This is a genomic window from Streptomyces sp. NPDC041814, from assembly GCF_055590565.1.
The window spans coordinates 78,928-103,304 of sequence record NZ_JBVJAM010000014.1 but is presented as its reverse complement, the minus strand read 5'-3'; the positions used below and the strand labels follow the sequence as shown (position 1 = coordinate 103,304).

Annotated in this window: 22 protein-coding genes and 1 riboswitch; of the genes, 6 read left to right on the top strand and 16 right to left on the bottom strand. The window is 71.5% G+C overall.

Annotated features, from left to right (window positions below; translation table 11 throughout):
- Positions 1–117 precede the first annotated feature (117 nt).
- Entirely contained in the window at positions 118–1,260 is a 1,143-nt protein-coding gene (locus ACZ6C6_RS29490; protein WP_469207043.1) for an 8-amino-7-oxononanoate synthase, read from the top strand.
- Positions 1,261–1,274: 14 nt separating this feature from the next.
- Here the strand turns inward: ACZ6C6_RS29490 and ACZ6C6_RS29485 are convergent, their stop codons facing one another.
- Positions 1,275–1,472, bottom strand: coding sequence for a DUF397 domain-containing protein (locus ACZ6C6_RS29485; protein WP_469207041.1), 198 nt, complete (start codon positions 1,470–1,472; stop codon positions 1,275–1,277).
- A 25-nt stretch (positions 1,473–1,497) separates the two neighbouring features.
- The gene (locus tag ACZ6C6_RS29480) at positions 1,498–2,358 is read right to left on the bottom strand and encodes a helix-turn-helix domain-containing protein (protein ID WP_469207039.1); all 861 of its coding nucleotides are present in this window, start codon (positions 2,356–2,358) and stop codon (positions 1,498–1,500) included.
- A 203-nt stretch (positions 2,359–2,561) separates the two neighbouring features.
- Between ACZ6C6_RS29480 and ACZ6C6_RS29475 the strand changes: the two genes are divergently transcribed.
- A complete protein-coding gene (locus ACZ6C6_RS29475) occupies positions 2,562–2,993 on the top strand; it encodes an ATP-binding protein (protein ID WP_018105216.1) in 432 nt (143 codons plus the stop codon).
- Positions 2,994–3,003: 10 nt separating this feature from the next.
- Here ACZ6C6_RS29475 and ACZ6C6_RS29470 read toward each other — a convergent pair whose 3' ends face one another.
- The 3 genes from ACZ6C6_RS29470 to ACZ6C6_RS29460 all read right to left on the bottom strand — a co-directional run bounded on the left by ACZ6C6_RS29470 (position 3,004) and on the right by ACZ6C6_RS29460 (position 4,932).
- Complete coding sequence (locus ACZ6C6_RS29470; protein WP_469207037.1) at positions 3,004–3,477, bottom strand: C40 family peptidase; 474 nt, start codon at positions 3,475–3,477, stop codon at positions 3,004–3,006.
- Between the two features lie 3 nt (positions 3,478–3,480).
- Positions 3,481–3,645, bottom strand: a riboswitch (cyclic di-AMP (ydaO/yuaA leader).
- 338 nt (positions 3,646–3,983) lie between these two features.
- The gene (locus ACZ6C6_RS29465; protein WP_469207035.1) at positions 3,984–4,292 is read right to left on the bottom strand and encodes a hypothetical protein; all 309 of its coding nucleotides are present in this window, start codon (positions 4,290–4,292) and stop codon (positions 3,984–3,986) included.
- Positions 4,293–4,299: 7 nt separating this feature from the next.
- Positions 4,300–4,932: an ATP-dependent Clp protease proteolytic subunit gene (locus ACZ6C6_RS29460; protein WP_469207033.1), complete on the bottom strand. Its 633-nt coding sequence runs from the start codon at positions 4,930–4,932 to the stop codon at positions 4,300–4,302.
- Between the two features lie 96 nt (positions 4,933–5,028).
- Between ACZ6C6_RS29460 and ACZ6C6_RS29455 the strand changes: the two genes are divergently transcribed.
- Positions 5,029–5,313 (top strand): type II toxin-antitoxin system Phd/YefM family antitoxin, encoded by a 285-nt coding sequence (locus ACZ6C6_RS29455; protein ID WP_018105220.1) that lies wholly within the window; start codon positions 5,029–5,031, stop codon positions 5,311–5,313.
- A 66-nt stretch (positions 5,314–5,379) separates the two neighbouring features.
- Here ACZ6C6_RS29455 and ACZ6C6_RS29450 read toward each other — a convergent pair whose 3' ends face one another.
- Positions 5,380–6,363, bottom strand: a complete 984-nt coding sequence (locus tag ACZ6C6_RS29450) for an ABC transporter permease (RefSeq protein ID WP_469207031.1) — start codon at positions 6,361–6,363, stop codon at positions 5,380–5,382.
- Positions 6,364–6,490: 127 nt separating this feature from the next.
- Between ACZ6C6_RS29450 and ACZ6C6_RS29445 the strand changes: the two genes are divergently transcribed.
- Positions 6,491–7,120, top strand: a complete 630-nt coding sequence (locus ACZ6C6_RS29445; protein ID WP_469207029.1) for a TetR/AcrR family transcriptional regulator — start codon at positions 6,491–6,493, stop codon at positions 7,118–7,120.
- A gap of 71 nt (positions 7,121–7,191) precedes the next feature.
- On the opposite strand, the gene ACZ6C6_RS29440 is transcribed toward ACZ6C6_RS29445, so the two are convergent.
- From ACZ6C6_RS29440 to ACZ6C6_RS29420, 5 genes are all read right to left on the bottom strand, one after another.
- Positions 7,192–8,790, bottom strand: coding sequence for a sigma-70 family RNA polymerase sigma factor (locus ACZ6C6_RS29440; protein ID WP_469207027.1), 1,599 nt, complete (start codon positions 8,788–8,790; stop codon positions 7,192–7,194).
- Between the two features lie 168 nt (positions 8,791–8,958).
- Positions 8,959–11,085 carry a glycoside hydrolase family 6 protein gene (locus tag ACZ6C6_RS29435; RefSeq protein WP_469207025.1) on the bottom strand — a complete coding sequence of 709 codons (2,127 nt, stop codon included), beginning with the start codon at positions 11,083–11,085 and terminating at the stop codon, positions 8,959–8,961.
- A 141-nt stretch (positions 11,086–11,226) separates the two neighbouring features.
- Positions 11,227–12,453, bottom strand: a complete 1,227-nt coding sequence (locus ACZ6C6_RS29430; RefSeq protein WP_469207255.1) for a GH12 family glycosyl hydrolase domain-containing protein — start codon at positions 12,451–12,453, stop codon at positions 11,227–11,229.
- A 62-nt stretch (positions 12,454–12,515) separates the two neighbouring features.
- A complete protein-coding gene (locus ACZ6C6_RS29425) occupies positions 12,516–15,272 on the bottom strand; it encodes a glycoside hydrolase family 48 protein (protein WP_469207253.1) in 2,757 nt (918 codons plus the stop codon).
- Between the two features lie 187 nt (positions 15,273–15,459).
- Positions 15,460–16,992, bottom strand: a complete 1,533-nt coding sequence (locus ACZ6C6_RS29420) for an endo-1,4-beta-xylanase (protein ID WP_469207023.1) — start codon at positions 16,990–16,992, stop codon at positions 15,460–15,462.
- Between the two features lie 839 nt (positions 16,993–17,831).
- Between ACZ6C6_RS29420 and ACZ6C6_RS29415 the strand changes: the two genes are divergently transcribed.
- Positions 17,832–18,311: an HIT family protein gene (locus ACZ6C6_RS29415; protein ID WP_469207021.1), complete on the top strand. Its 480-nt coding sequence runs from the start codon at positions 17,832–17,834 to the stop codon at positions 18,309–18,311.
- Here the strand turns inward: ACZ6C6_RS29415 and ACZ6C6_RS29410 are convergent.
- The 5 genes from ACZ6C6_RS29410 to ACZ6C6_RS29390 all read right to left on the bottom strand — a co-directional run bounded on the left by ACZ6C6_RS29410 (position 18,295) and on the right by ACZ6C6_RS29390 (position 22,782).
- On the bottom strand, positions 18,295–18,453 hold the full coding sequence (locus tag ACZ6C6_RS29410) for a hypothetical protein (protein WP_185992839.1): 159 nt from the start codon (positions 18,451–18,453) through the stop codon (positions 18,295–18,297). The two genes, ACZ6C6_RS29415 and ACZ6C6_RS29410, sit on opposite strands and share 17 nt — an antisense overlap.
- Before the next feature lie 66 nt (positions 18,454–18,519).
- Positions 18,520–19,470 carry a cytochrome c oxidase assembly protein gene (locus ACZ6C6_RS29405; protein ID WP_469207019.1) on the bottom strand — a complete coding sequence of 317 codons (951 nt, stop codon included), beginning with the start codon at positions 19,468–19,470 and terminating at the stop codon, positions 18,520–18,522.
- 117 nt (positions 19,471–19,587) lie between these two features.
- The gene (locus ACZ6C6_RS29400) at positions 19,588–20,613 is read right to left on the bottom strand and encodes a 6-phosphofructokinase (protein WP_469207017.1); all 1,026 of its coding nucleotides are present in this window, start codon (positions 20,611–20,613) and stop codon (positions 19,588–19,590) included.
- Positions 20,614–20,780: 167 nt separating this feature from the next.
- The gene (locus tag ACZ6C6_RS29395) at positions 20,781–21,509 is read right to left on the bottom strand and encodes a type 1 glutamine amidotransferase (RefSeq protein ID WP_365686667.1); all 729 of its coding nucleotides are present in this window, start codon (positions 21,507–21,509) and stop codon (positions 20,781–20,783) included.
- A 34-nt stretch (positions 21,510–21,543) separates the two neighbouring features.
- A complete protein-coding gene (locus ACZ6C6_RS29390; protein ID WP_073968916.1) occupies positions 21,544–22,782 on the bottom strand; it encodes a Mur ligase family protein in 1,239 nt (412 codons plus the stop codon).
- 389 nt (positions 22,783–23,171) lie between these two features.
- On the opposite strand from ACZ6C6_RS29390, the gene ACZ6C6_RS29385 reads away from it, so the two are divergent.
- Positions 23,172–24,338: an alanine--tRNA ligase-related protein gene (locus tag ACZ6C6_RS29385; RefSeq protein ID WP_469207015.1), complete on the top strand. Its 1,167-nt coding sequence runs from the start codon at positions 23,172–23,174 to the stop codon at positions 24,336–24,338.
- Positions 24,339–24,377 lie beyond the last annotated feature (39 nt).

The window sequence follows — 24,377 nt, the reverse complement described above, 5'->3', positions numbered from 1 at the left end:
GCCCCGAGCCAAGGAGGAACCGGACAACAGAGCTGACACGGGGTGTGTGCATTGCCACACCGTGTCTCGGCATGAGCCCGGTTAGGGTCTGTGAGCTGCCTACAAAAGGGACCGCCCATGCCCGCCACCCCGTTCGACTGGATCGAAGACGAGGCGCGCCGGCGCGCGGACGCGGGTCTTGTCCGCCGGCTGCGGCCCCGTGAGGCCGGAGCGGAGCTCCTGGACCTCGCGAGCAACGACTACCTCGGCCTCACCCGGCACCCGGAGGTGACCTCCGCGGCGGCGGACTCGGCGCGCCGCTGGGGCGGCGGGGCGACCGGCTCCCGGCTGGTCACCGGTTCGACCGCGCTGCACGCCGAGCTCGAACACGAACTCGCCGCGTTCTGCGGCTTTGAGGCCGCGCTCGTCCTCTCCTCCGGCTACGCCGCCAACCTCGCGGCCCTCACCGCGCTCACCGGGCGCGGTGCCCTCATCGCGTCGGACGCGGGCAACCACGCCTCCATCGTGGACGGCTGCCGGCTCTCCCGGGCCGAGACCGCCGTCGTCCCGCACGCCGACCCGGAGGCCGTCCGCAAGACGTTGCGCGGGCACGAGGGCCGGAAGCTGGCCGTCACCGACTCGGTGTTCTCCGTGGACGGGGACGCCGCGCCGCTGGCCGCGCTCGCCACGGTCTGCCGGGCGGAGGGCGCCGCGCTCCTGGTGGACGACGCGCACGGGCTCGGCGTGCTCGGCGAGGGCGGACGGGGCGCGCTCGACGCGGCGGGGCTCGCGGGCGACGCGGACGTCGTGGCCACGCTCACCCTGTCCAAGTCCCTGGGCAGCCAGGGCGGCGCGGTCCTCGGGCCGGCCCGGGTCATCGACCACCTGGTCAACACCGCCCGGACGTTCATCTTCGACACCGGACTCGCACCGGCCGCCGTCGGCGCCGCCCTGGGCGGACTGAGGCTGCTGCGCCGCGAACCGGAGCGCGCGCTCCGGGCGCGTACGGTCGCCACCGCGCTGTACGAGGGGCTGACGGCGGCCGGTCTGACCGCGGTGCGGCCCGACGCGGCGGTCGTCTCGGTCCGGGCTCCCTCGGCCGAGGCCGCCGTCCGCTGGGCCGCCGACTGCCGGACGGCCGGGATGGGGGTGGGCTGCTTCCGGCCGCCGTCCGTGCCCGACGGCATCTCGCGGCTCCGGCTGACCGCCCGCGCGGACCTGACGGACGAGCAGGTCGCGCGGGCGGTGGAGACGGTGCGGAGGACCGCACCGCAGAGCTGAGGCGGTGGTCCGGCTCAGCGTTTCAAACCGGAGACGAAGGACGTCCAGGCCGCCGTGGAGAACTCCAGGGGCGTCCTGGCCACGTCCTTCGAGTCGCGGACGGCCAGCAGCCGCCCGCTTCCGGACGGCGCGGTCTCCACGCAGTTGTTCATCCCCGTGCTGTAGCTGCTGCTTCGCCAGCGCATGGCGTGCCGGGCGAGGTGATCGGACATGACGCTTCCTCCGGGCGGTGGGGGGTCACCGGTCGGCGCGGTCGATCGCGGCGATCCGGTCCAGCGTGTGCTCCGGCGACAGCGCGTGCGTCTGAAGGGTCTCGAAGGCCGAGCTGTACGCCGCAAGGTCTTCTTTCCGTTCCAGATAGAGGCTACTCGTCAAGTGGTCAAGAACGACCACGTCAAGGTCGGAAGCGGTCGGAAAAGAGAAGATAACGAAAGGGCTGGTGAGGCTGACATAGCCGCCGACCGAGAACGGAAGCAACTGGAGTCGCACATGGGGAAGTTGTGCCACCCGGGTGAGATGGCGCAGTTGCTCCCGCATCACTCTCCGGCCGCCGACCTCCCGGTGCAGCACCGCCTCGTCCAGGACCGCGCTCAGCCGCAGCGGCGGATCGCTCCGCAGCACCCCCTGCCGGGTCAGCCGTACCTCCACCAGTGAGTCCAGCTGACCGGACGGCAGCCCGTCCAGGGAGTCCCGGGTCACCGCGCGGGCGTAGTCGGCCGTCTGCAACAGGCCCGGTACCACCGTGGTCTCCAGCGTGCGGGCGGTGCGCGCCTGCGATTCCAGGCTGATGAAATCGCGGTACTGGGGCGGGATGAGCCCCCGGTAGGCGTGCCACCAGCCGGCACCGCCTCCGCCCGCCGAACCGGCGAGCGCGCCCAGGACCTCGCGGAGCTTCGGATCGTCCAAGCCGTACGCGTCGAGGAGCCGGCTCACGTCGTCCGGCCGGACCCCGCTGACACCTGTCTCGATCCTGCTCACCTTCGACTGGTGCCAGCCGAGGAGCGCCGCTGCCTCCCGGCTCGTGAGACCTGACGCGTGACGCAGGCTCCGCAGCTCCTCTCCCAGCTTGCGGCGCCGCACCGCAGGGCCGTGCTGCATCGATGGCTCCCTCCACTGCCCGACGAGCAGACAGTGTGGCGCCGGAGCGGCCCCGCGTGGGCAGAGTTCACCGGTTTGAGGGACAGATATATGCATATCTTGGTGGATCGCCGCCACGGAGGGCAGCATCGGTGGCACTCTGGCGCGAAGCACAACCGGACCGCTCGGCGGGCCGGTATCGGGTGGGAAAGGGACGGCTCGCCATGGCAGACCATCAGGAAGCACGTGTCACCCTGCCGAGCGAGCCGGTCTCGGTCTCCGCGGCCCGCGGGTTCGTCGCCCGGGTGCTGACGGAGTGGGGCCTGCCCGAGGACGCGGAGATGGCCGACACCGTCCGCCTCATCCTCTCGGAGCTGGCCACCAACGCCGTCCTGCACACCTTCGGGCAGTCGCCCACCTTCACCGTGGACCTGCGTCTCGAACGGGACGAGGAGCTGCGCCTCGGGGTGACGGACAGCCACCCCCGCCGGCCCCAGCGGCTGCCCGCAGCCGTGCAGCAGGACAACGGACGCGGCATGGTCATCATCCGCTCGCTGGCCAAGGAGTACGGTGGCCGACTGGCCGTCACGCCCACCGCCGACGGCGGCAAGACCGTCTGGGTGGCGCTGCCGTGGCAGGTCCCCGTCCAGCCCTGAGACGGGCGGGTCAGCCGACGCGGCCGTAGTAGACGCTCCTGGTCCAGATCTTCTCCAGACGGACCACGGCGCCGGTCTTCGGCGAGTGCCAGATCTTCCCGCTGCCGGCGTAGATGCCCACGTGGTAGACGCTGCGGCCGGAATGGAAGAAGACCAGGTCACCTCGTTGGCGCTGGGATGCCGAGATGTGCCTGGTCCTGTTGTACTGCTGCTGGGCCGTGCGGGGGAGTCTCTTGCCCGCCTTCTTGAACGAGTAGAGCGTCAGCCCCGAACAGTCGAAGCTGCCGGGCCCGGTGGCGCCCCAGCGGTAGGGCGCCCCCTTCTTCGACGCGGCGATCTTCAGGGCTTTCATCGCGTGGCCGGCCGCCTGCGCCTCGGGCGCGGCTCCTGGGACGCACAGCGTGCCGCCGACGGCGGCGAGAGTCATGACCGAGGCCGTGGTGGCCCGGGCGAGCAGAGACGGGACATGAACCTGCGCACTCATGCGCAACCCTTCGTCAGCCGCCTGTGAAGGATGACCTGTCGGGTTCGGGCTGGCGAAGTCGCCCGGCCGCGCGCTGCGGCTTCACCCCGAGGGACAACCGGAGATCCGGCGGTCCCGTAGTGCTCGGGTCCTCCACTCCTGCCGATCCACTCCTGTCGACCAGTCATCCGGGCGGCGGCAGGACTCGGCGTCCGCCCGGACCGCCCCGCCGCGGTGGCGGGGGCTTGTCGTCCCAGGGATCTTGACTCACCTCGTGCCGGATTTCCGAGCCGGAACGGCCATCGGTGAAGACCGGCACGGATGGCCCGTTCAGGTGGACGGAAACCCGGACGGCGGTCCGCCCGCCGCCCGAGGCCCTGGCCGTACCAGCGGTGTCGCGCAGGAATCCGCCCCACGCGCATCAGGAAAGGGCAAATCGGACCGTCCCTCGTGAGGGGGAGCCCCTACGCCGAACGAGCGAGGAAATCCCGCGCACCCCCCGGGCGTGTCGGTGACCCGCGGCGGTCTCAGCCCGGCGGGGCGGGCGGCAGGGCGACCCGGGCCGCCCTCCGCTCGCCGTCCAGCTCCCGCAGCGCGCGGGTCAACGTGCCGCTGTGGATGCGGGTTTCGCCGCGCCGGTGCATCAGCGCGAGCGCGTCCCGCAGGGCCGCCGCGTGCGAGGCGAGCGCCTGGGCGGCGCGCAGGGCCGTGTACGTGTCGTCACCGTGCGCCGGGTTGATCCGGCCCACCTGGTCGACCACCCGCAGATAGCGGTCGATGAACTCGGACTCGGCCCGGGTCAGGGCGGGCAGCGGCGAGAACTCCGGTGGCTGCATCGCCGGTTCACCACCCGGAGCGCGGCGGCACCGGGACCCGGTTCCGCACGATGTGGTCGACCAGCCCGTACGCCAGGGCGCCCTCCGCGTCGAGGGCGAGGTCGCGCTCGGTGTCCTCGGTGACCTGCTCGACGGAGCGCCCCGTGTGCCGGGCCAGCATGCCGGTCATCGTGGCGCGCATCCGGGCCATTTCGCGCGCCTCGATCTCCAGGTCGGAGGGCTGCCCCTGGACCGGCTCGTCCAGTGCGGGCTGGCTGACGACCACCTTGGCGCCGGGCAGCATGTGCCGCCGGCCCGGGGCGCCCGCGGCGAGCAGGACTGCGGCCCCGGCCCCCGCCCGGCCCAGGCAGAAGGTCTCCACCTCGCAGGCGAGGAAGTTAATCGTGTCGTACAGGGTCGTCATCGCCCCGAACGAGCCGCCCGGCGAGTTGATGTACAGCGAGACGGGCCGGTCCGGCGCGTCGTGCTCCAGGTACATCAGCTGGGCTACCAGGTCGTTGGCGGCCGTCTCGTCCAGGGCCGTGCCCAGGAAGACGACGCGCTCGGCGAGCAGCTTGGAGTACGGGTCGAGGGTCCGGGACCCCTGGGAGGTGCGCTCGGTGAACTCGGGCAGTACGTGACGGGCGACGGGACGGTACACGGCTGTGCCTCTCCTCCGGCCGCGCGGGCCCAGGGGGGCGCCCGCGCACGCTTCCGTAAAAAATGTACAGGACGTACAGAAGGTTATGATGGGAGCATGGCCTACGAGATTCCGGTGACGCAAGCCCGGGCTGAACTCGCCGAACTGATCAACCGAGTCGTCTACGGCGGCGAGCGCGTGGTCGTCACGCGGCACGGCAAGCCGCTCGTGGCCCTCGTATCGGCCGCTGACCTCGAACGACTTGAGAAGGAGGAGGCGGCGGAGCAGGAGCACGTGATCAGCTCGGTCTCCTCGATCGGCTCCACCCCGTCCGCTCCCGGCGAACGGCAGCGCTTCGGTATCGCTGCGGAGCACCGGGGCCACCACGGCCGGGACGACTGACCTCCGTACACGGCGAAGCGCCCCCGTCCGCCGGGACGGGGGCGCACTCCTGCGCGGCGCGTGGGATCAGCCCGTGAGTGCGGGCTCCCGCGCCGGTGTCGCGGTCTCCGCCGCCGTCCTGCGGCGCCCGCCGACGAGCACCGCGGCCAGTCCCAGCACCGCCCACACGCCGAGCGTCAGGCCCGGGCCGCCCGCCGCAGCGCCGTCGAAGAAGGCCACCGAGCGCAGCGCGGACCCGCCCGCACCGGGCGGCAGCAGCTGTCCGATCACGGCGACCGTGCGCGGGAGCAGTTCGGGCGCGCTGGTCACGCCGGAGAAGGGGTTGCCCAGCAGCACCATGAGCAGGGCGCCGACCCCGATGCCCGGAGTTCCGAGCAGGGCGGCGAAGCCCGCGACCGGCGCGCCGATGGCGAGCACGGTCAGGGCGATGGTCGCGGCCTCGCTCCACCAGTCGCCGGTGAGGGCGCCGAGCCAGCTGTCCGTCACCGTGGTGGCCAGCAGCCCCACCATGACGGCCACGCCGAACAGTGCGATCCCGGCCCGCGCCCCGCGCAGCCTCAGCAGGGTCACGGCCGCGCCGGCGGCGACCCCCGCGATGGCCAGCGGCAGGATGCTCGCGCCGAGCACGGCGCCCCGCGGATCGGCGGCGGGTGCGGCGACCACGTCGGTGACCGGCACCTCGGAGCCGGCCGGTGCCCCGGCGGTCACCGCTTCGCGCAGCAGCTGGGCGACCACCGTGCCGCCCGCGCTCGCCGTCAGCAGCTCGGGGCCCTCGGCGGTCACGACCACCGCGCCGTAGACGGTCCGGTCCTCGATCGCGTCCCGGGCCGCGGCCTCGGAGTCGTAGCGGTGCACGTCGAAGGCCCCGTCGCGCTCCTCGAACCGCTGCTGGAGCTGGTCGGCGGCCGGTGCGGTACCGGCGATCCCGACCGGCAGGTCGCGCGGTGCGGTCCGGGCGGCGGGCCAGGCGAAGGCCCACAGGGCGAGGGTCACCACCAGCGGCACCAGCAGGACCGCCGCCACCAGGCGGCGGTTCGGGGTGAGGGACATGGGAAGGGCCTCGATTTCGGAGAGGGTGATCCTCAAAGAGAAGGATCGTTCGTTTTATATGACTCGCTCACTGTCGCGCTCGCTGCCGATGGTTGTCAAGAATGAATGTTCGTTTTAAGTTGGCGGCATGGCCCGTGTATCTCAGGCGCACCTCGACGCCCGCCGCAGACAGATCCTGGACGGCGCCGCGCGCTGCTTCGCCCGTGACGGTTTCCACGGCACCTCGATGCAGGACGTGCTGAAGGAGGCCGGTCTGTCCGCGGGCGCGGTCTACCGCTACTTCAGCGGCAAGGAGGACCTGATCGCGGCCATCGCGACCGAGGCCGTCAACGGAGTGCGCCGGGCCTTCGAGGGTGCGGCCAGGGACACCCCCGTCCCCACCCCGGACGTCCTGATCGGCCGGGTCTCGCGGAGCCTGTTCACCGACGGGCTCGAATCGGGGCGGGGGCTCGAACCCCGGGCCTACGCGGGGCTGATCATCCAGGTCTGGTCCGAGACGCTGCGCAGCGAGCGGCTGGCGGCCACCCTCACGGAGGCGTTCGGCGGGCTGCGCGGGGCCTGGACGGAGCTGGTCGGGCTGTACCGGGAGGCCGGAGTGCTCCGGGCGGACGTGCCCGACGAACACGTCGCCCGGGCCCTGATCGCGACGGCCCAGGGGTTCATCGCCCAGCTCGCCATGTTCGGCGACACCGGTCCGGAGGTCCTGGAGGACGGGCTGCGCGGGCTGATGTCGATGGACGTGGCGCGGACGGGCTGACGTGCCCGGGGGTCACGCCTTCCGGGCGCCCCCACCGGAAGGCCCCGCGCCCGCCGTGCGACGCCGTGGCCTCACATCTCCGCGCCGAAGTCCTGGGTCCAGACGATGCCGCCGGGGCTGTCCTGTATGCCCACGCCCAGCTCCTTGAACGAGCAGTTCAGGATGTTGGCCCGGTGGCCCGGGCTGTTCATCCAGGAGTTCATCACGTCGGCCGGCGTCCGCTGCCCCTTCGCTATGTTCTCCCCGTACGTGCTCCACCGGTAGCCGGCGGCCGTGATCCGCTCGCCGGGGCCCGAGCCGTCCTGCGAGGTGTGCGAGAAGTAGTCGTGCGCGGCCATGTCCTCGGAGTGCCGTTGCGCGGCGGCCGTCAGCTCGTCGTCGCCGGTCACCGGCCCGCAGCCCTCCTTCGCACGCTCGGTGTTGACCAGGGCCAGGACCTGTTCCGCGTCCGACGGCGGGCTCGGCGTGGGCCGGGCCGGGGCCGGCCGGGTCGCGGAGGCGGACTTCGTCGCCGGGGGACGCCTGGTCGCGGGGGCCGTCTTCTCCGGCTTCGCCCGGTCCTTCTTCTTCGTGGCGCTCGGGCTCGGGCTCCCGGCGGTGTGCGAGGGCGAGGCGGACGGGGTCGCGGACGGGGAAGCCCCGGCCGAAGCGGTCGCGGTGACGGCGCCGTCGGCCTCGGGCGCGCTCGCGACGGACACCTCGTCGCCCCCGTCGTCACCCGTCGACAGATGCACGGCGGCGCCCCCGGCCCCCAGCACGCCCACCGCGAGGACGGACGCCACCATCGCGTTGCGCCGTCGGCGGCGCGCCTGGTCCCGCCGCAGCGCCGCCCGGCCCGGCCGTGCGGGCGTGCCGAGGGATGTGCCGGCCGCGACCTCGGCCGGCCGGGGCATCCGGCCGGCCCCGGCCACCGCCGGCGGGACCAGCGCGAGGCCCACGAGCAGGCCCTCGGCCGGCACCAGGCCCGCGCCGAACCCCGAGCAGACGGTGCAGCCGCGCGCGTGCCGTGCGATGCGCTTGCGCCACAGAGGTGAGGGCGCCCCGTCCCAACCGGTCAGGATGTCGTCCAGCAGGACGCACCGCGGCTGCGCGGCCAGCGCCCCCACCACCACACGTGCGGTGTCCAGCTGCGCCTTCATCCGCTGTACGCGTACGGCGGTGTGCTCGGGCGACAGATTCATCGCGGTGGCCACCTCGGCCCGGGTCAGCTCGCCCGCCGCCTCGAGCCACCACAGCGAGAGCAGCGCCCGGTCGTCCTCGTCCACCCACCGGGTCGCCTCGGCGACCTGGCGGCGCTGCCCGGCCAGCCCCAGCCGCAGGATCGTCACGTCCACGAAGTCCGCCGCCGGATCGACCCGGTCCTGGCCGGTGGCCAGGGGCTCCACGGGGATCGCGGCGGACTGCCGGTCGCGCCAGTGCCCCCGTATCTCGTTCATCGCGATGGCCACCAGCCAGGAGCGGAAGCGCTCCGGATTCCGCAGGCCGGGCAGGGCGCGCAGCATGCGCAGGACCGTCTCCTGCACGACGTCGTCCACGTCCGCGTGGCCGTTCAGCGCGCGTCCGACGATGTTGTAGAGCAGCGGAAGACAGGACGCGACGAGTTGGTCCTTGGCGTCGGCGTCACCGGCCCGTGCCGCCTTGATCAACGCCCGTTCGCGGTCCTGGCCCATGCTGTGCTCACTCTTCCGGAGTCCTGTTCTGGCTTCACGCACACCTGGGAGATGCCGCCCGGCCGGAGACCATAACAAAAACCCGTCGATCACTTGTACGTAAAGAAGTCCGGCCCCACCACACACGTGGCGGGGCCGGACGGAGTCACCGGGTCATCCGGTCACTGATCAGGGCGCGGTGCCCCAGGAGAGCGCACCGGCCGTGTACACGCCGACCTTCGAAGCGTCGGCGAACGAGGTGCCCGTGCCGTGGCTGTAGTCGTCCGCCTCGTTGAAGTTGGACCAGTCGCTCTTGTTCAGCCGCAGCTGCATCTCACCGGTGGAGGCGCCGGCCGCGAGGGTGCCGCTGCCGAAGGAGACCTCCAGGTAGTGGCTGGCCCCGGCCGTCGTACCGTCCGGCTTCACCGCCAGGCTCAGCTTCCCGCAGCCCAGGACCGCGTAGTCGCACGAGGTGCCGAAGGTGGAGGACCCGGACTCGGGGGTGAACCAGTAGCGCAGCTTCACCGTGGACAGGTCCACCGCCGTGCTGCCGGTGTTGACCAGCTGCAGACCGAACCGGATCTGGTTGTCGGTCGCGGAGGAGTCGTTGTTCTTGTACTGGACCTTCAGGGAGCCCGTTCCGGTGCCACCGCCCGCCGACGTGGTGACGGAGAGGGCCGAGGAGGCCGCCGAGACGTTGCCGGCCGCGTCCTTCGCCTTGACGGTGTAGCTGTAGGCGGTCGAGGCCGACAGACCCGTGTCGGTGTACGAGGTGGTGGTGGTCGAACCCACCTTGGTGCTGCCCCGGTACACGTCGTAGCCGGTGACCGCCTTGTTGTCGCTCGACGCGGTCCAGGACAGCGAGACGCTGCTGCTGGTCTTCGCCGTGGACGTCAGACCCGTCGGCGCGGTCGGCGCCTGCGTGTCGTCGCCACCACCGGGGTTCTCGCCGCTGCCGTCGATCGGCGGGTAGGCGTTGCGCACCAGCTCCTGGAACTGCGCGGAGAACCAGTGGCCGGCGACCGGGGAGTTCGGCAGCGCGCCCGTCATGCTGTTGCCGTTGCGCCCGTTGCCCTCATAGGTCGGGTCGCACATCCGGTCCCAGCCCTTGCCCTCGTCGTTCTCCTCGGGCTCGCTGTTGCCGTCCGACTCCCCCGGGGGCTTCGCCCACACATAGGCGTCGATCCCGGGCTCGGGGGCGGCGGTGGGCCGCTCACCGATGCCGGCGCCGCTCTGGTTGCACCAGTTGCCGGCGTGGATGCGCCGGTCGACGCGACCGCCGTTGACGTAGTCGTCCACGCTGGTCAGCGGGCCCGCCGAGGTGGGCCGGTCGGCGCCGCCCCAGCCGTTGCGGGCGGTGTCGATCAGCATGCCGATGTTGGAGTTGAAGCCCTGGCCGACCAGCTGGGTGCGCAGCGCCTGGGCGAACGTCAGTTCATCGGTGTAGTAGTTCCAGTCGACCCACTTGGACTGGCGCACCGTGGTGCCGTTCACCGTGTCGGTGATCTTGAAGTTCGGCTCCTTGAGAGCCGAGTAGTTCGCCGTGTTCACGATGAACCCGGCGACGTCGTTGACGGTGGCACCCTCGGAGGTGGCGGCCTTCTTGAACTCCAGGCCGGCCGGGGCCATGTTGCTGTCCCAGCCCAGCCAGCCGTGGTGGGCGGCGTCGATGTAGTTGTAGACGTTGGGAATGGCACCCAGGGTGTGAAGGGCGTAGCCGATGCCCTTCTCGTAGTTGCCGTTCGCCTTCATCGTCGCGCAGTCCTCGGTCGAACCGGCGGTACCGCCCGCGTTGGTGACGATGTTGGGCAGCGAGTCGGGCTCGATGATCGTGACGATGCGCAGGTTCGCGTAGGCCGGGTCGGCGAGGATGTCGGCGATCGGGTCGATGTATTCGTTCTTGTACCGGTCGATCTCCGTGGCGCCGAGCTCGCCGTGGGACGCCAGAGCGGCACAGTCGCGTCCCGGCAGGTCGTAGATGACGACCTGGAACAGGTCCGCACCCTGGGCGAGTGCGGTGTCCAGGTGGCCGCGCAGGCTCCGCTTCCCCTCCGTGCCCTCGATGGCCGCGATGCGGTCCATCCAGACGAAGGCCGGCGTGTTCGCGATGGCCGCGCCGCCCGGCTCGGCCGCCGCCAGGGCGGACCAGTCCGGGTTCACATATGCCTTGGCGCCCACGTAGGGGTTGTCGACCCGGGCCGCCGCCGCGTCGGCGGTGGTGGGGATCGCCACCGCCAGCGCCGCGCCCATGGCCAGGGCGGAGGCTGCGGCCAGCCTCCGGCGCAGACCTTGCTTGATGGTGCCTCTGGTACTCATTGCGGCTCCGTGCTCCTCTCGTACGCCTGCGGAAACTCCCCGCAGACGGGTACATGGGGGGTGCTGCCCGATGGCGGGTTCAGCGGGGTGAGTGTGAGAACCCGCCATCGGGAGTGGTGGGGTGACCGGCGGTTCAGCCGGTCAGGGGGCGGTGCCCGAGGACAGGGCGCCGTTGACGTACACCCCGACCTTCGAGGCGTCGGTGAAGGCGGTGTCAGCAGCCCGGCTGTAGTCGTCGGACTCGTTGAACGGCGACCAGTCGGACTTGTTGAGCCGGAGCTGGATCTCTCCGGTGGAGGCCCCGGGGGCGAGGCTGCCCCCGGTGAAGCCGACCTCCAGGTAGTGGCTCGCACCCGCGGCGGTGCCGGCCTGCTTCACCGTGTGCGTCACGTTTCCGCAGCCGACGACCGCGTAGTCGCACGAGGTGCCGAAGGCGGAGGAGCCGGACTCGGGGGTGAACCAGTAGCGCAGCTTCACCGTGGACAGGTCCACCGCCGTGCTGCCGGTGTTGACCAGCTGGAGACCGGGCCGGATCTGGTTGTCGGTCGCGGAGGAGTCGTTGTTCTTGTACTGCGCCTTGAGGGCGCCGGTCGTGCCCCCTCCGCCCGGATCGCCGCCGTCGTCACCACCGTCGTCGCCGCCGTCCGGTCCCGCGCTCGCCTCGAAGGAGAACTCCTTCATGCCGAGCCCCTGACCGCCCTGCCAGATCTCGAACCCGGCCTCGGCGTCGATCAGGTAGTGCGCCGGATCGATCTGGCCCCGGCCGACACCGTCGTCCACCAGGCTCTTCACGTCGAAGCCGGTCAGCTCGGTCGCGCCGCCCTGGAGGACGTACGAGATCACCTTCCAGCCCGACGCGCCGGGACCGGTCCACACGTCCCAGGTCCGGCCGTCGAGCTGGACCGTCGCCGTGCGGGAGCCGATGGGCTGGACTCCGCCCCGGTGGTTCATCCAGATCATCAGCTCGGTGCCGTCCGGCTGGTCGTCGGTGACCGGCGCCGAGTTGAACCAGACGTCCATCGAGACGTTGTACGCGCCGGAGCCGGTCTGGGTGGTCGACCAGTCGGTGCGTACGCTGCCCAGCTCGTCCACGCGCAGCGGCAGCCCGCTGTCCGACGTGCACGCCCCCCAGTGACAGCCCTTGTAACTGGAGGGGTACGTCGCCGGGGCCCCGTTCGTCGGCAGGTTGAACGAAGCCGACGTCACGGTCCAGGCACCGGTGTCCGGGTCGATGCCGACGCACTGTTCGCTGTCCGAGTTCCACTCGTTCTGCTGGTAGAGGTATTCCCCGCCGCGCAGTTCGGTGGTGCCCCAGGGCGTGCAGTCGGTGACCGGCGACGCCGAGGCCGTGGGCGCGCCGGTGAGCATCGACGCGGCGGCCAGGACCAGGGCGGCGGCCGTCCCGGCCAGCGCCGGCAGCGGGCGGCCTGTCACGGCTCGACACCCCAGGCGAGGGTGCCGGCCACGTAGGCGCCGACCTTGGTGGAGTCCGCGTACGAGGTGTTGGTGGCGCGGCTGTAGTCGTCCGCCTCGTTGAAGTTCGACCAGTCGCTCTTGTTGAGCCGCAGCTGGATCTCACCGGTCGAGGCGCCCGCCGCCAGCGTGCCCGCGCCGCCGGTGAACCCGACCTCCAGATAGCGGTCGGCACCGGTCTTCGGGCTGGAGACGGCGACCACCGCGTGCGTGATGGTGGACGAGCCGAGCGCCGCGTAGTCGCAGTAGGTGCCGAAGGTGCTCGGTCCGCCGTCCGCGGTGAACCAGTACCGGACCTTCACCGTCGACAGGTCGACGGGCGCGCTGCCGGTGTTCACCACCTGCAGGCCCATCCGGATCTGGTTGTCCGTCGCGGAGGAATCGGTGCTCTTGTACTGCACCTTCACCGCGCCGGTCCCGGTCGAACCGCCGGTCTTGGTCTTGGCGAGGACCGCGTCCGACAGCGGCGAGGTGTTGCCGCCCGCGTCCCGTGCCGCCACCGCGTAGGTGAACTCGGTGTTCGCGGCGAGCCCGGAGTCGGTGAACGTCCGCCCGGTCGCGTTGCCCGCGAGCACCCCGTTCCGGTACACGTCGTAGCCGGTCACCGCGACGTTGTCGGTGGACGCGGACCAGGAGAGCGAGACGCTGTCCTTGGTGGTACCGGTCACCGTCAGGCCGGCCGGCGCGGTCGGCGGCTCGGTGTCGCCGCCCGGGTCACCGCCGCCCTCCACCAGCAGCTCCGCGTAGATCGCGAAGGCCAGGGCGAGCGCGGCCTGCGCCCAGAAGCGGTGGTACGTGAAGACGGGCGCGTCCCCGCCGTCCAGGTACGCCTGCACCTTCGGCCAGTCCGGGTCGTCCTTGTACCAGCTGCGGATACCGATGAACGTCGCACCGGACCGGATCGGGTCGCCGTTGGGCATGGTGCCCGTCCAGCCGGACGGGATGTACACCTCGTCCTCGAACCGGTTGTAGTCCAGCCGGGTCTCCGGCACCGAGATGCCCTTGTCCGTGGTGTTCAGCGCCATCGCGTCCAGCAGGGCCTTCGCGAGCGCCGCCGCGTCCTCGTCGCCCGACTTGGCGGCGTAGTAGGTGAGCGTCTTGACGTACGCGGCGCCCACGCCGACGTCGTTCGCGTAGTTCACCACCGAGACGTGCAGGCCGGCGTTGTCACCGGGCGACGCGGCGTTCCAGGTGTCCGGCTCGCCCGTCCAGTTCAGGGTGGACGGGAAGCGGAAGCTGCCGTCGGCGCCGATGGTCGTCTCGCTCGACGCCCAGGCGACCCACTTCGAGAGCACGGCCTCGGCGGTCGCGTTACCGGTCACGTAGTAATAGGCGGCGACGCGCTCCATGCCCCACGCCTGGAAGCCGAACCAGTTGTTGCTCGCCGGGTCGTGGTACACCGGCTGCCAGTCGTACGCCATCCCGTAGAAGGTGGGCGTGCCGGCCGGGGGCGCGCTGTAGCTGCCCTCCCAGCTGTTGGTGCAGCCGCCGGCGAGGGCGCCCTCGCTGGACTGGAGCCAGGTCAGGAACTCCAGCTGCCGGGTCAGGCTCTTGGACCAGTCCGACTTGGCCGTCGCCGACTTCGGGGTCAGCGAGGGGACGTTGGACAGCGCCCACGCGGCGAGCGGGTTCTGGTAGCCCTGGTGCGAGGCGCTGTCACCGATGCGCCAGGCCCAGCCGCCGCCGGTGCCGGCGGACCCGCCCCACGCGTAGTACCAGGACAGCAGGTAGTGCTGGGAGTCCCTGCCGGAGGCGGCCGGGCAGGAGTTGGGGTCGGTGCAGTCGCCGATGCGCTTGAAGTACTTGTCGAACATGGCGTAGCGGAGGTAGTCGCCCATCTTGGCGGCCTTCGCCACCGAGGCCGCGACCTGGCTCTCCTTGCCCTGCTCCGAGGCCCAGCGGTACGCCCAGTAGGCCGCCTGCACCGCGCGGGCGTCGGCGTCCGGCGCGTTGGTGTACTTCCACTGCTTGGCGTAGCTGGAGTCCCCGACGAACAGGTCGAGATATCCGTTGGGGCCGCCGTACTTGAAGAGGTCGGTGGTCGGCTGGGGCACGGTCTCCCAGACCGACTCCTGCGCACCGCGCTGGTAGGTGTTGATGAAGGAGGCGCCGGCACCCGGCCCGGACTCGCTCCCGGTGCCCGGCTTGTTGCCGTAGCCGTAGACGTTGTCCAGGTCCATCAGCCAGTGCATGCCGTAGATGTCCATCGTCCCGTAGGACGAGGCGAGTTCGGCCGAGAGCGGGTCGCTGCCCACCGGGACGTTGCCGTTCATCGCGGAGGGGTAGCCGCTCGGCAGCGGGTGCTCGGCCGCGAAGGTCGCGGGTGCCGACGGCTTGTACGAGTCACTGGTGGGCTGGTCGGCGTGTTGCGGGATGATGGTCTTCTCCGCGACCGCCCAGGCCGCGTTGAACGGGGCCCAGTCGCCGGTCACCCTGCCGTACGCCGCCTCCAGCCACATCCAGAAGCTGACGGCCTCCGACGTCGTCTGGTGGCCGTGGTCCGGCGCCTCGACCATCAGGGTCTCGACCGAGTGGTACGGGAGGCCGTCGGGGCTGAAGTAGCCGTTCGCGGCGTCCTTGATCTTGCCGTACTGAGTGAGGAACGCCTGCGTGTACGGGTCGTCGCCGGCGGCGGCCGCGCGGGCCCCGGTACCGGCCTGCGCCGAGGCGGGCCCGGCGATCGCGGTGCCCTGGGCCAGGCCCATGGCCAGCACGCTGCCGCCGAGGGCGCTGCTGAACGTTCTACGTGATATCGACACAAATCCTCCAGTGGCGGGTGTCGTCGAGGGGGAGGGGAGGAGGGGAAGCGGTGGGGACTGGGTGCGGCGGATGCGCGGAAGGGTGTACAGGTGGGGGTTGCGCGGGGAGAGCGGGGGCCTGAGCGGGGCCCCCGGCCCGGGATCAGGGCTCGATGCCCCAGACGAGTTCGCCGCCGACGTAGACGGTGACCTTCGAGGCGTCCGCGTACGAGGCGCCGGCGCCGTGGCTGTAGTCGTCGGACTCGTCGAAGTTCGACCAGTCCGTCTTGCTCAGGCGCAACTGCATCTCGCCGGTCGACGCGCCCGGGGCGAGGGTGCCGCTCGCGAAGCCCACTTCGAGGTAGTGGTCGGCCCCGGCCTTCGGTGCGCTCGCCGCCACCACCCGGTGCGTGATCGTGGAGCAGCCGATCGGGGACCAGTCGCACCAACTACCGTACGTGGACGCGCCGTTGTCGCCGGAGAACCAGTAGCGGACGGTGACCGCGGGAAGGCTGACCGGGGCGCTGCCGGTGTTCACGAGTTGGAGACCGGGTTTGATCTGGTTGTCGCCGGACGAGGTGTCGTTGGCGCGGTACTGGGCCTTGAGCGTGCCGGGCGTACCGCCGTCGCCGCCGTCGCTCTCGTCGCCCAGCGCGGTGCGCACGGCGGCGTAGGCGGGCTTGGGGGACAGGTTGTCGTCGTACAGGTTGGCGGCACCCTCGCCCGGGAAGGTGCTCGGCACCCAGGAGTACTTGTCCGTGTAGTCCCAGACCGTGATGCCGACGCAGCGCTCGACGGCGAGGCAGGCGTCGACCACCTGCGCGTAGTACGAGGACTGGGTGGCGAGCTTGGTGGCGTCCGCCGGAAGCTGCATGCGCACGTCAAGCTCGGTGACGGCGACGTCCAGGCCGAGATCGGCGAACCTCTGCATGTTCGCCTGCATCTGGTACGGGAAGCCGTACTGGGTCGCCAGGTGTGCCTGCATTCCGACCCCGTCGAGCGGTACGCCCTCGGCGAGCAGGTCGCTCACCAGGTCGTACATCGCGTCGCTCTTCGCGCCCTTGCCCTCGACGTTGTAGTCGTTGATGTAGAGCTTGGCGTCCGGGTCGGCGGCGTGCGCCGCGCGCAGGGCCTTGGCGATGAAGTCCTTGCCCATGGCGTTGTAGAACGGGCTTGTGCGGAAGGTCCCGTCCTCGTTGAACGGCTCGTTCACCACGTCCCAGGCGGCCACCTCGCCGCGGTAGTGGGTGGCCTCCGCGGTGATGTGGTCGGTCATGGCCGTCTCCACCTCGGCGGCGGGCAGTGAGCCCACCCAGCCGGGCAGCTGGTTGTGCCAGACCAGGGTGTGCCCGCGCACGGTCTGGCCGTGCTCCCGGGCGAAGTCGGTGATCACATCGCCCTTGGTGAAGTTGAACTGGCCGCGGGTGGGCTCGGTGGTGTCCCACTTCATGGAGTTGCCGGGGGTGATCTGCCCGAACTCGGAGCCGAGTTTCGCCGCGTAGGCCGCGTCGGGGAGCTCGGGGTTGTCGGTGGCGGAGCCGAAGTACTTGCCCTGGGCTGCGGCGAGGTCGTGCAGTGTGTCCTGCGACGCGGCCGACGCCGGCCCGCCCGCCAGGCCGGTGGCCAGGGCGAGGGCGCCGACCACGAGGGCCGGGAGCCCCGGTCGGCGGGGCCTACAGCGCTTCACCAAGCTCATGACAAACGCCTTCCTCTGCCAGGCGGCGCGGAACGTCACGGGGAGCGCGGCTGCGCCCCGTAACACCCTTGCGGCTCAACGGCATTGGGGGAGAAGGGGAGGGGGTGGAGTGTGCAAGTCTTGATTGTGGGAGCGCTCCCAAGGTGGCGTGGCGACAGGCACCTGTCAAGAGTTAAAGCGCAACTGGCTTACGACGGTGTGAACGCGGCCATACGTCGAACGGATGCTTGGTGCGAGGGAGTTGACAGCCGGGTAACCGCCGGTCACCACGCCCCGGGGGGTCGCGTCGCCGCCCCTGCGAAGACGTTCGCAATCGCATGCCAGGGCCCCGCGTGCGGCAGGGGATCGCTGCCCGGTGGACGCGGGTGCGGTAACCGACGGTGACGTGCGCCGCCGTCGTGGTGACAGGTGTCGCGGTGTATCCGATGACGGCAAAGCGCCAGAACAGCGCCGTGTCCGGCGGTCGGGAGGCGCATCCCGACCCGGTGTGCCCGGCCCCGACGGCGCGGGGGGCCCGCGCGGCGAAACGGACGGGGAGTGACAGGTGAGGCGGCGGCGACGGCAGCCGCACACCTGTGTTTGCGGCGTTCGCAACGCCGTCGCCCGGGGTGAGGTGGGCGCCGCGGCCCCCCACGCCGGGGCTTGTGGTTCGCCGGGTGCCCGGGCCCGTCATGGGGTGCGGCGGCCCGGCGGAAGCGGTCACCGTATGCGGTGGTTCATCTGCGCGTAACCCGCTGCAATCGCCGTACGCCGGGTCCGGGCAGGCGCATGGGAGCGCTCCAGTCCGTGACCACGGGCCGGTCGCCCCCGTGGGCCGGGCGCGGGTACAGTCCGCGACCATGACGGACGACTGGCGGCAGGACCGGATCGGCTCCGCGCTCCGCGGCGGGAATCCCACGGTGCTCCGGAGGCTGGAGGCGGGGTTCGCCGTGATCGGGGACGTTCAGTTCCTGCCGGGATACTCGGTGCTGCTGGTGGACGATCCCGCCGTGCAGCGGTTGTCGGAGCTCCCCCGCGCCCGGCGGCAGGCGTTCCTGGCCGGTATGGATGCCCTCGGCGAGGCCGTCGAGCGCGTCTGCCGACGGCTGGACCCCGCCTTCCGGCGGGTCAACCTGGAGATCCTCGGGAACAGCGATCCGTTCCTGCACGCCCACGTGTGGCCCCGGTACGACTGGGAGCCGCCGGAGCTGGTGGGCAGGCCCGTGTGGCTGTACCCGGCCGAGCGGTGGCGCGACGGGCGCCATGCGCTCGGGGCCCGGCACGCCGTGCTGCGGGAGGCGATCGGCGCGGAGCTGGACCGCCTCACGTCTCCCGCGTAGCCGCCATCCCGATCGTGATCAGCCCCAGGATCACCCAGCCGAACCAGAGCCAGCCGTTGCTCCCCAGGGCCACCGTGTACGCGGTCACCGCCACCAGGGCCCCGGCGGTCAGCATTCCCATCGTCTTCGTGGATCCGGACATGCGCGCACCCTCCTCATCGGCCGCGCGGCCGTAAAGGCCATCGTCACCCGAAAGGCGGGTCCGCCGCTACTGTCCGCGCGCCTGCAACGAGGCGAGATACGCGTTGTACGCCTGGAGCTCCTGGTCCCCGTCGCGGTCCGCGGCCCGGTCCGAGCGCTTGGCCGTGCGCTGTTCCGAGCGGTACCACTGGAACACCAGGGCCACCAGGACCACCACCGAGGGGATCTCGCTGAACGCCCACGCGATGCCGCCCGCCGCGCTCTGGTCGGACAGCGCCTCGATGCCGAGCGAGGACGGCGGGTCCTTGTACACCTCCACCATGGGGGTGGAGGCCATCATGAGGGCGATCCCGAAGAACGCGTGGAACGGCATCCCGGCGAACAGTTCCAGCATCCGCATCACATAGCCGGGGCGGTGCGGCCCCGGGTCGACGCCCATGATCGGCCAGAAGAAGAACAGGCCGACCGCCAGGAAGTGCACCATCATCACGAGGTGCCCCGTCGTGGAGCCCATCAGATAGTCGAAGAGAGGCGTGAAGTACAGGCCGTACAGGCTGGCGATGAACAGCGGGATCGTGAACGCGGGATGCGTGACGATCTTCATGTACCGGCTGTGCAGGAGCATCAGCAGCAGCTCGCGCGGCCCCTTCGTGCCGCGTGGCGCGACCGGCAGCGCGCGCAGCGCGAGCGTCACGGGAGCACCCAGCAGCAGCAGGATCGGCGACAGCATGCTGATCACCATGTGCTGCACCATGTGCACGCTGAACATGACCATGCCGTAGTCGTTGAGCCGGGTGCACATCACCAGCGCGATCGTCAGGACACCGGCCACGAACACGACCGTGCGCCCCACCGGCCACGCGTCCCCGCGCCGCCGCAGCCGCAGCACCCCGTACCCGTACAGCAGCACCGCCAGGACGCAGCCGATCAGGAAGAACGGGTCCGCGGAGAAGTGGAGCCCGCGTCCCAGCGTGAACGGCGGTAGGTCCATGTTCATGCCGTGCCCGCTGTGATCCATCTGTTCACTCCCGACGGGAACGCCGGGACGTCCCTGTTTCGTGCTGGTTGTCCCGACCAGACTAGAACCGCCCCCGGCCGATCTTGCGGCCGGGGGCGGTCTCGTGCCGGGTGTCGCTCAGAGAACGCACTCCGCCTCGGCGTACCGGGCGGCCGGGACCGTCTTCAGGGTCTCCACCGCGTGTGCGAGCGGGACCAGGGTGATGTCGGTGCCGCGGAGCGCCGTCATCATGCCGAAGTCACCCCGGTGCGCCGCCTCCACCGCGTGCCAGCCGAAGCGGGTCGCGAGGACGCGGTCGTACGCGGTCGGCGTGCCGCCGCGCTGGACGTGGCCCAGGATCACCGGGCGGGCCTCCTTGCCGAGGCGCTGCTCCAGCTCGACGGAGAGCTGGGTCGCCACGCCCGTGAAGCGCTCGTGGCCGTAGATGTCCTTGGCACCCGACTGGAAGTCCATGGAGCCCTCGCGCGGCTTCGCGCCCTCCGCGACGACGACTATCGCGAACTTCTTGCCGGCCGAGAAGCGCCGGCCCACGACCTCGGTCAGCTCGTCGATGTCGAACGGGCGCTCCGGGACGACGATGGCGTGCGCGCCGGCCGCCATGCCGGAGTGCAGGGCGATCCAGCCGGTGTGGCGGCCCATGACCTCCACGATCATCACGCGCTGGTGCGACTCGGCGGTGGTCTTCAACCGGTCGAGCGCCTCGGTGGCGACGCCGACGGCGGTGTCGAAGCCGAAGGTGACGTCGGTCGACGCGATGTCGTTGTCGATGGTCTTCGGCACACCGACGATCGGCAGACCCGCCTCGGAGAGCAGGTTCGCCGCCTTGAGGGTGCCCTCGCCGCCGATCGGGATGATCGCGTCGAGCCCGAGGTCCCGCACATGGCCGCGTGCCGTCTCGACGCCCCCGCGCAGATGCGCCGGCTGGACCCGGGAGGAGCCGAGGATCGTGCCGCCACGTGCGAGGATGCCGCCCACGGCGTCCAGGTCGAGCTTGCGGTAGTCGCACTCCAGGAGGCCCCGCCACCCGTCGTGGAAGCCGATGACCTCGTCGCCGTGGTCGACCACAGCGCGGTGGACGACGGACCGGATGACGGCATTGAGGCCGGGGCAGTCGCCGCCGGAGGTGAGCACACCAATTCGCATTGCCCGGGAAACCTTTGCAACGTGGGCCGACGACCGGACCACGTCGTCCGGTTGGATCCCCGCCACCCTACCGGCGCGGGGTGGCGGGACCGAACCGGGCGTCCGCCTGCTGGACGCCGCTCATCCGAGCCCTGCGCCACTCATCGGACAACCAGTGAAATGCCTGGTCAGGCGGGCTGTGTGGCAGCCGCGATGCGCTCCGCGCGCAGCGCCTCGTACCACCGGTCGTCGGTCGGCGGGAGCGCGTTCACATCGAGGGCCAGCTTCAGCAGCAGGTCCGCGATCAGAGGGTTCCGCGCCATCACCGGACCGTGCATGTACGTGCCGAACACGGTGTCGTTGTACGCGCCTTCGGTGCCGTCCCCCGTGCCGTTGCCCCGCCCGAACCGCACCCGGGCGAACGGCCGCGCCGTCGGTCCGAGGTGCGTGACGCCCTGGTGGTTCTCGAACCCGGTCAGCGGCGGAAGGCCCAGCTGCGGATCGATGTCCGCCAGCACGTCGCCGACGCACCGCGCGCCCTCGCCGCGCGTCGACACCACGTCCAGCAGTCCGAGACCCTGCTCGCGCTCACCGAGGTCGTTGATGAACTCGTGGCCGAGGATCTGGTAGCCGGCGCAGACCGAGAAGATGATCGCGCCGTTGGAAGCGGCCCGGGCGAGCCCGCCGTCGCGGCGCAGCCGCTCCGCCGCGAGCCGCTGCGGCCGGTCCTCGCCGCCGCCGATCAGATAGATGTCGCCCGACGTGGGCACTGGCTGGTCGCTGCGCACGTCGACGCGCGCCACGTCCAGGCCGCGCTGGCGGGCCCGGCGCTCCACCACCAGGGCGTTGCCCTGGTCGCCGTAGGTGCTCAGCAGGTCCGGGTACACCCACACCAGCCGCAGGCTGTTGTTGCTCATGCTTCGTCCTCTCCGGAGGGGCCCGGGGCCGGGGTCAGTTGCCGACACGGCGGCGCAGGTCCTGGAAGGCGGTGTAGTTGGCGATGACCTCGATGCGTCCGGGCGGAGCCTGCTGCACGGCCTCGTCGAGGTTCTCGCAGACCCGGAAGTCGAGTCCGGCCACTTCGAGGCGGACCGCGAGGTCCAGCTTGCGGTCGCCGAGCACGAAGATCGGGTGGCCCGCGAGCTGCGTGTAGTCGACGTCCCACAGCCACGAGGTGTCCGTGCCGTCCGCGCCGCGCGCGTTCACGGACAGGATGACCGGGGTCGGCGGCGGGTCGATCAGCGAGAACGTCTCCAGCCAGCCCGCCGGGTTCTTCGCGAGCAGGAGCCGCAGCTCACGGCCGAGGAAGCTCACCACGTCGTAGCGGCCGGCGACGGCCTGCACCTGGTACATGCGCTCCAGGGCCACCTGCGGCGGCACCCCGAAGACGGCGGCGACGGCCGCCGAGCTCGTGGCGTTGGCCTTGTTGGCGCGGCCGGGGAGCTGGAGGTGGATCGGCCACGCCGAACCGTGCGGGTCGAGCACGTAGTCGCCGTGCAGGACCCAGCTCGGCGGCGGACGCCGGAAACCGCACTCGCCGCAGAACCAGTCGTCGCCGGGGCGCTGCATGACCCCGCCGCAGGACGGGCAGGACCAGGCGTCGTCCTTCCACGCCTGGCCGGCCGCGACCCATACGACGTTGGGGGAGGAGGAGGCCGCCCAGACGATCAGCGGGTCGTCGGCGTTGGCGACGATCACGGACTTCGAGCCGGAAAGTCCCTCGCGCCACTTCTCGGCCAGCATCCGGGTCTCCGCGGCCCGGTCCAGCTGGTCGCGCGAGAGGTTGAGGAGCGCGATCACCTTGGGCGTCGTGTCGCGGGCCACCCCGGCGAGGTACTTCTCATCGACCTCGATCACGCCGTACTGCGCGTCGGATCCGCCGGCCAGCGCCGACGTGATGCCCGCGGGCATGTTGGCGCCGAGGGCGTTCGACACGACCGGGCCCGCGGCGCGCAGCGCCTCGGCGATCAGCCGGGTGGTGGTCGTCTTGCCATTCGTCGCCGAGACGAGGATCACGTCCAGATGCTGCGCCAGCCGCCCGAGCAGGTCGGGGTCGAGCTTGAGCGCCACCCGGCCGCCGATCACCGATCCGCTGCCCCGCCCGGCCGCCCGCGACACCGCCGCAGCGGCCTTGCCCGCCGTCACGGCCAGCTTGGCCCGCGGCGACAACGGCTCCGTGTTGCCTGCCATCGTCCTAGATCCTCCTTGCATCGGTCCGCCGCCCAGCCTATCGATGTCCGGCACTGTGACCGCACGGCGGCACCGTCCGGCACGTGGACTTCCCATGGAATGGAGGACGCGTGAGCGGGCCGTCGCGTTCTCCATGGGCCCGCCGGCGACGGAATCCGGGTGCGCGGGCGGCCGGGGGCGCGTTACCTTCGGCGTATGGACGTCAACGGCATCACCACCACCGCGACCGCGCGAGCGACCAGCTCGCCGGTTGCCGCCGTCTGACTTTCCCTTCCCCCGGCGACCGGAAACGGTCCGTCGGAGGCTGCCGTGGTGATTTTCTCCCCGGCCGGGTGACCGAACGGTCCGTTCTCCGGCGCCTCCCCGCCACCCGCGAAGGAGCCGTCCCCATGGACACCGAACAGATCGCCCGGATCTTCCTCGAATACTTCGAGGAGCGCGGCCACCGCCGCGTCACCGGCTCGACGCTGCTGCCGCCGCCCGGCGACCCCGTGCTCTTCACCACATCCGGGATGCATCCCCTCACCCCGTACCTGGAGGGCCGCCCCCATCCGCTGGGCAGCCGGCTGGTCAACCGGCAGCGCTGTCTGCGTACGACCGACCTGGACGAGGTCGGCGACGCCACCCACCTCACCGTCTTCGAGATGCTCGGCAGCTGGTCGCTGGGCGACTACGGGGGCCCGCGGAGCCTGGAGTGGGGATACGGGCTGCTCACCGAGGGCCTGGGCATCGACCCCGGCCGGCTGCACGCCACGGTGTACGCAGGGGACGAGCGCACCGAGCGCGACACCGCCTCGCTGGGGGTGTGGCAGGAGCTCGGGGTGCCCGTGGAGCCGACCGTCGAGGACAACTGGTGGTCCAACGGGCCGACCGGGCCGCGCGGCCCCGACTCGGAGATCTTCCTGTGGAGCGGCGAGGGGCCGCCCGTTTCCACGCCCACCGGGGACGACCGCTGGGTGGAGGTGTGGAACCACGTCACGATGAGCCACCGCAGGCTCGACGACGGATCGCTGGTGCCGCTGCCGCAGCGCAACGTCGACACCGGGCTCGGACTGGAACGGCTGGCCTCACTGCTCCAGGGCCGACGCTCGGTGTTCGAGTGCGATGTCTTCGATCCCTGGCGCCGGCTCGTACCGGCCCTCTGGCCGCTGGACGAGCCCTCGCTGCGGTTGGTCTGCGACCACCTGCGCTCCGCCGTCGTCGTCATCGGCGACGGGGTGCGCCCGGCCGCCACGGGGCGCGGGTACGTGTTGCGCCGCCTGCTGCGACGGGCCCTCACCGTGCTGCGGCAGCGCGATCCCTCGCGCACGCTGGGCGATCTGCCGCCCGAGCTGGTCCGGCACACCCTGGACCACTTCCGGCAGGACACCGACCCCGGCGAGGTGCTGCGGGTGCTGGCCGACGAGGAGCGCCGGTTCGTCCGGCTCCTGGAACGAGGCCGGCAGGTGCTGGCCCGGCCCCGGTTCCGGGGGACGCTGACGGAGGAGGACCTGCACTACCTCCACGACACCCACGGGCTGCCGCGCGACCTGGTGACGAGCCTGCGGGAGGGGTGAGACACGGCGGTGCCGGGGGCCCGGAGACCCCCGGCACCG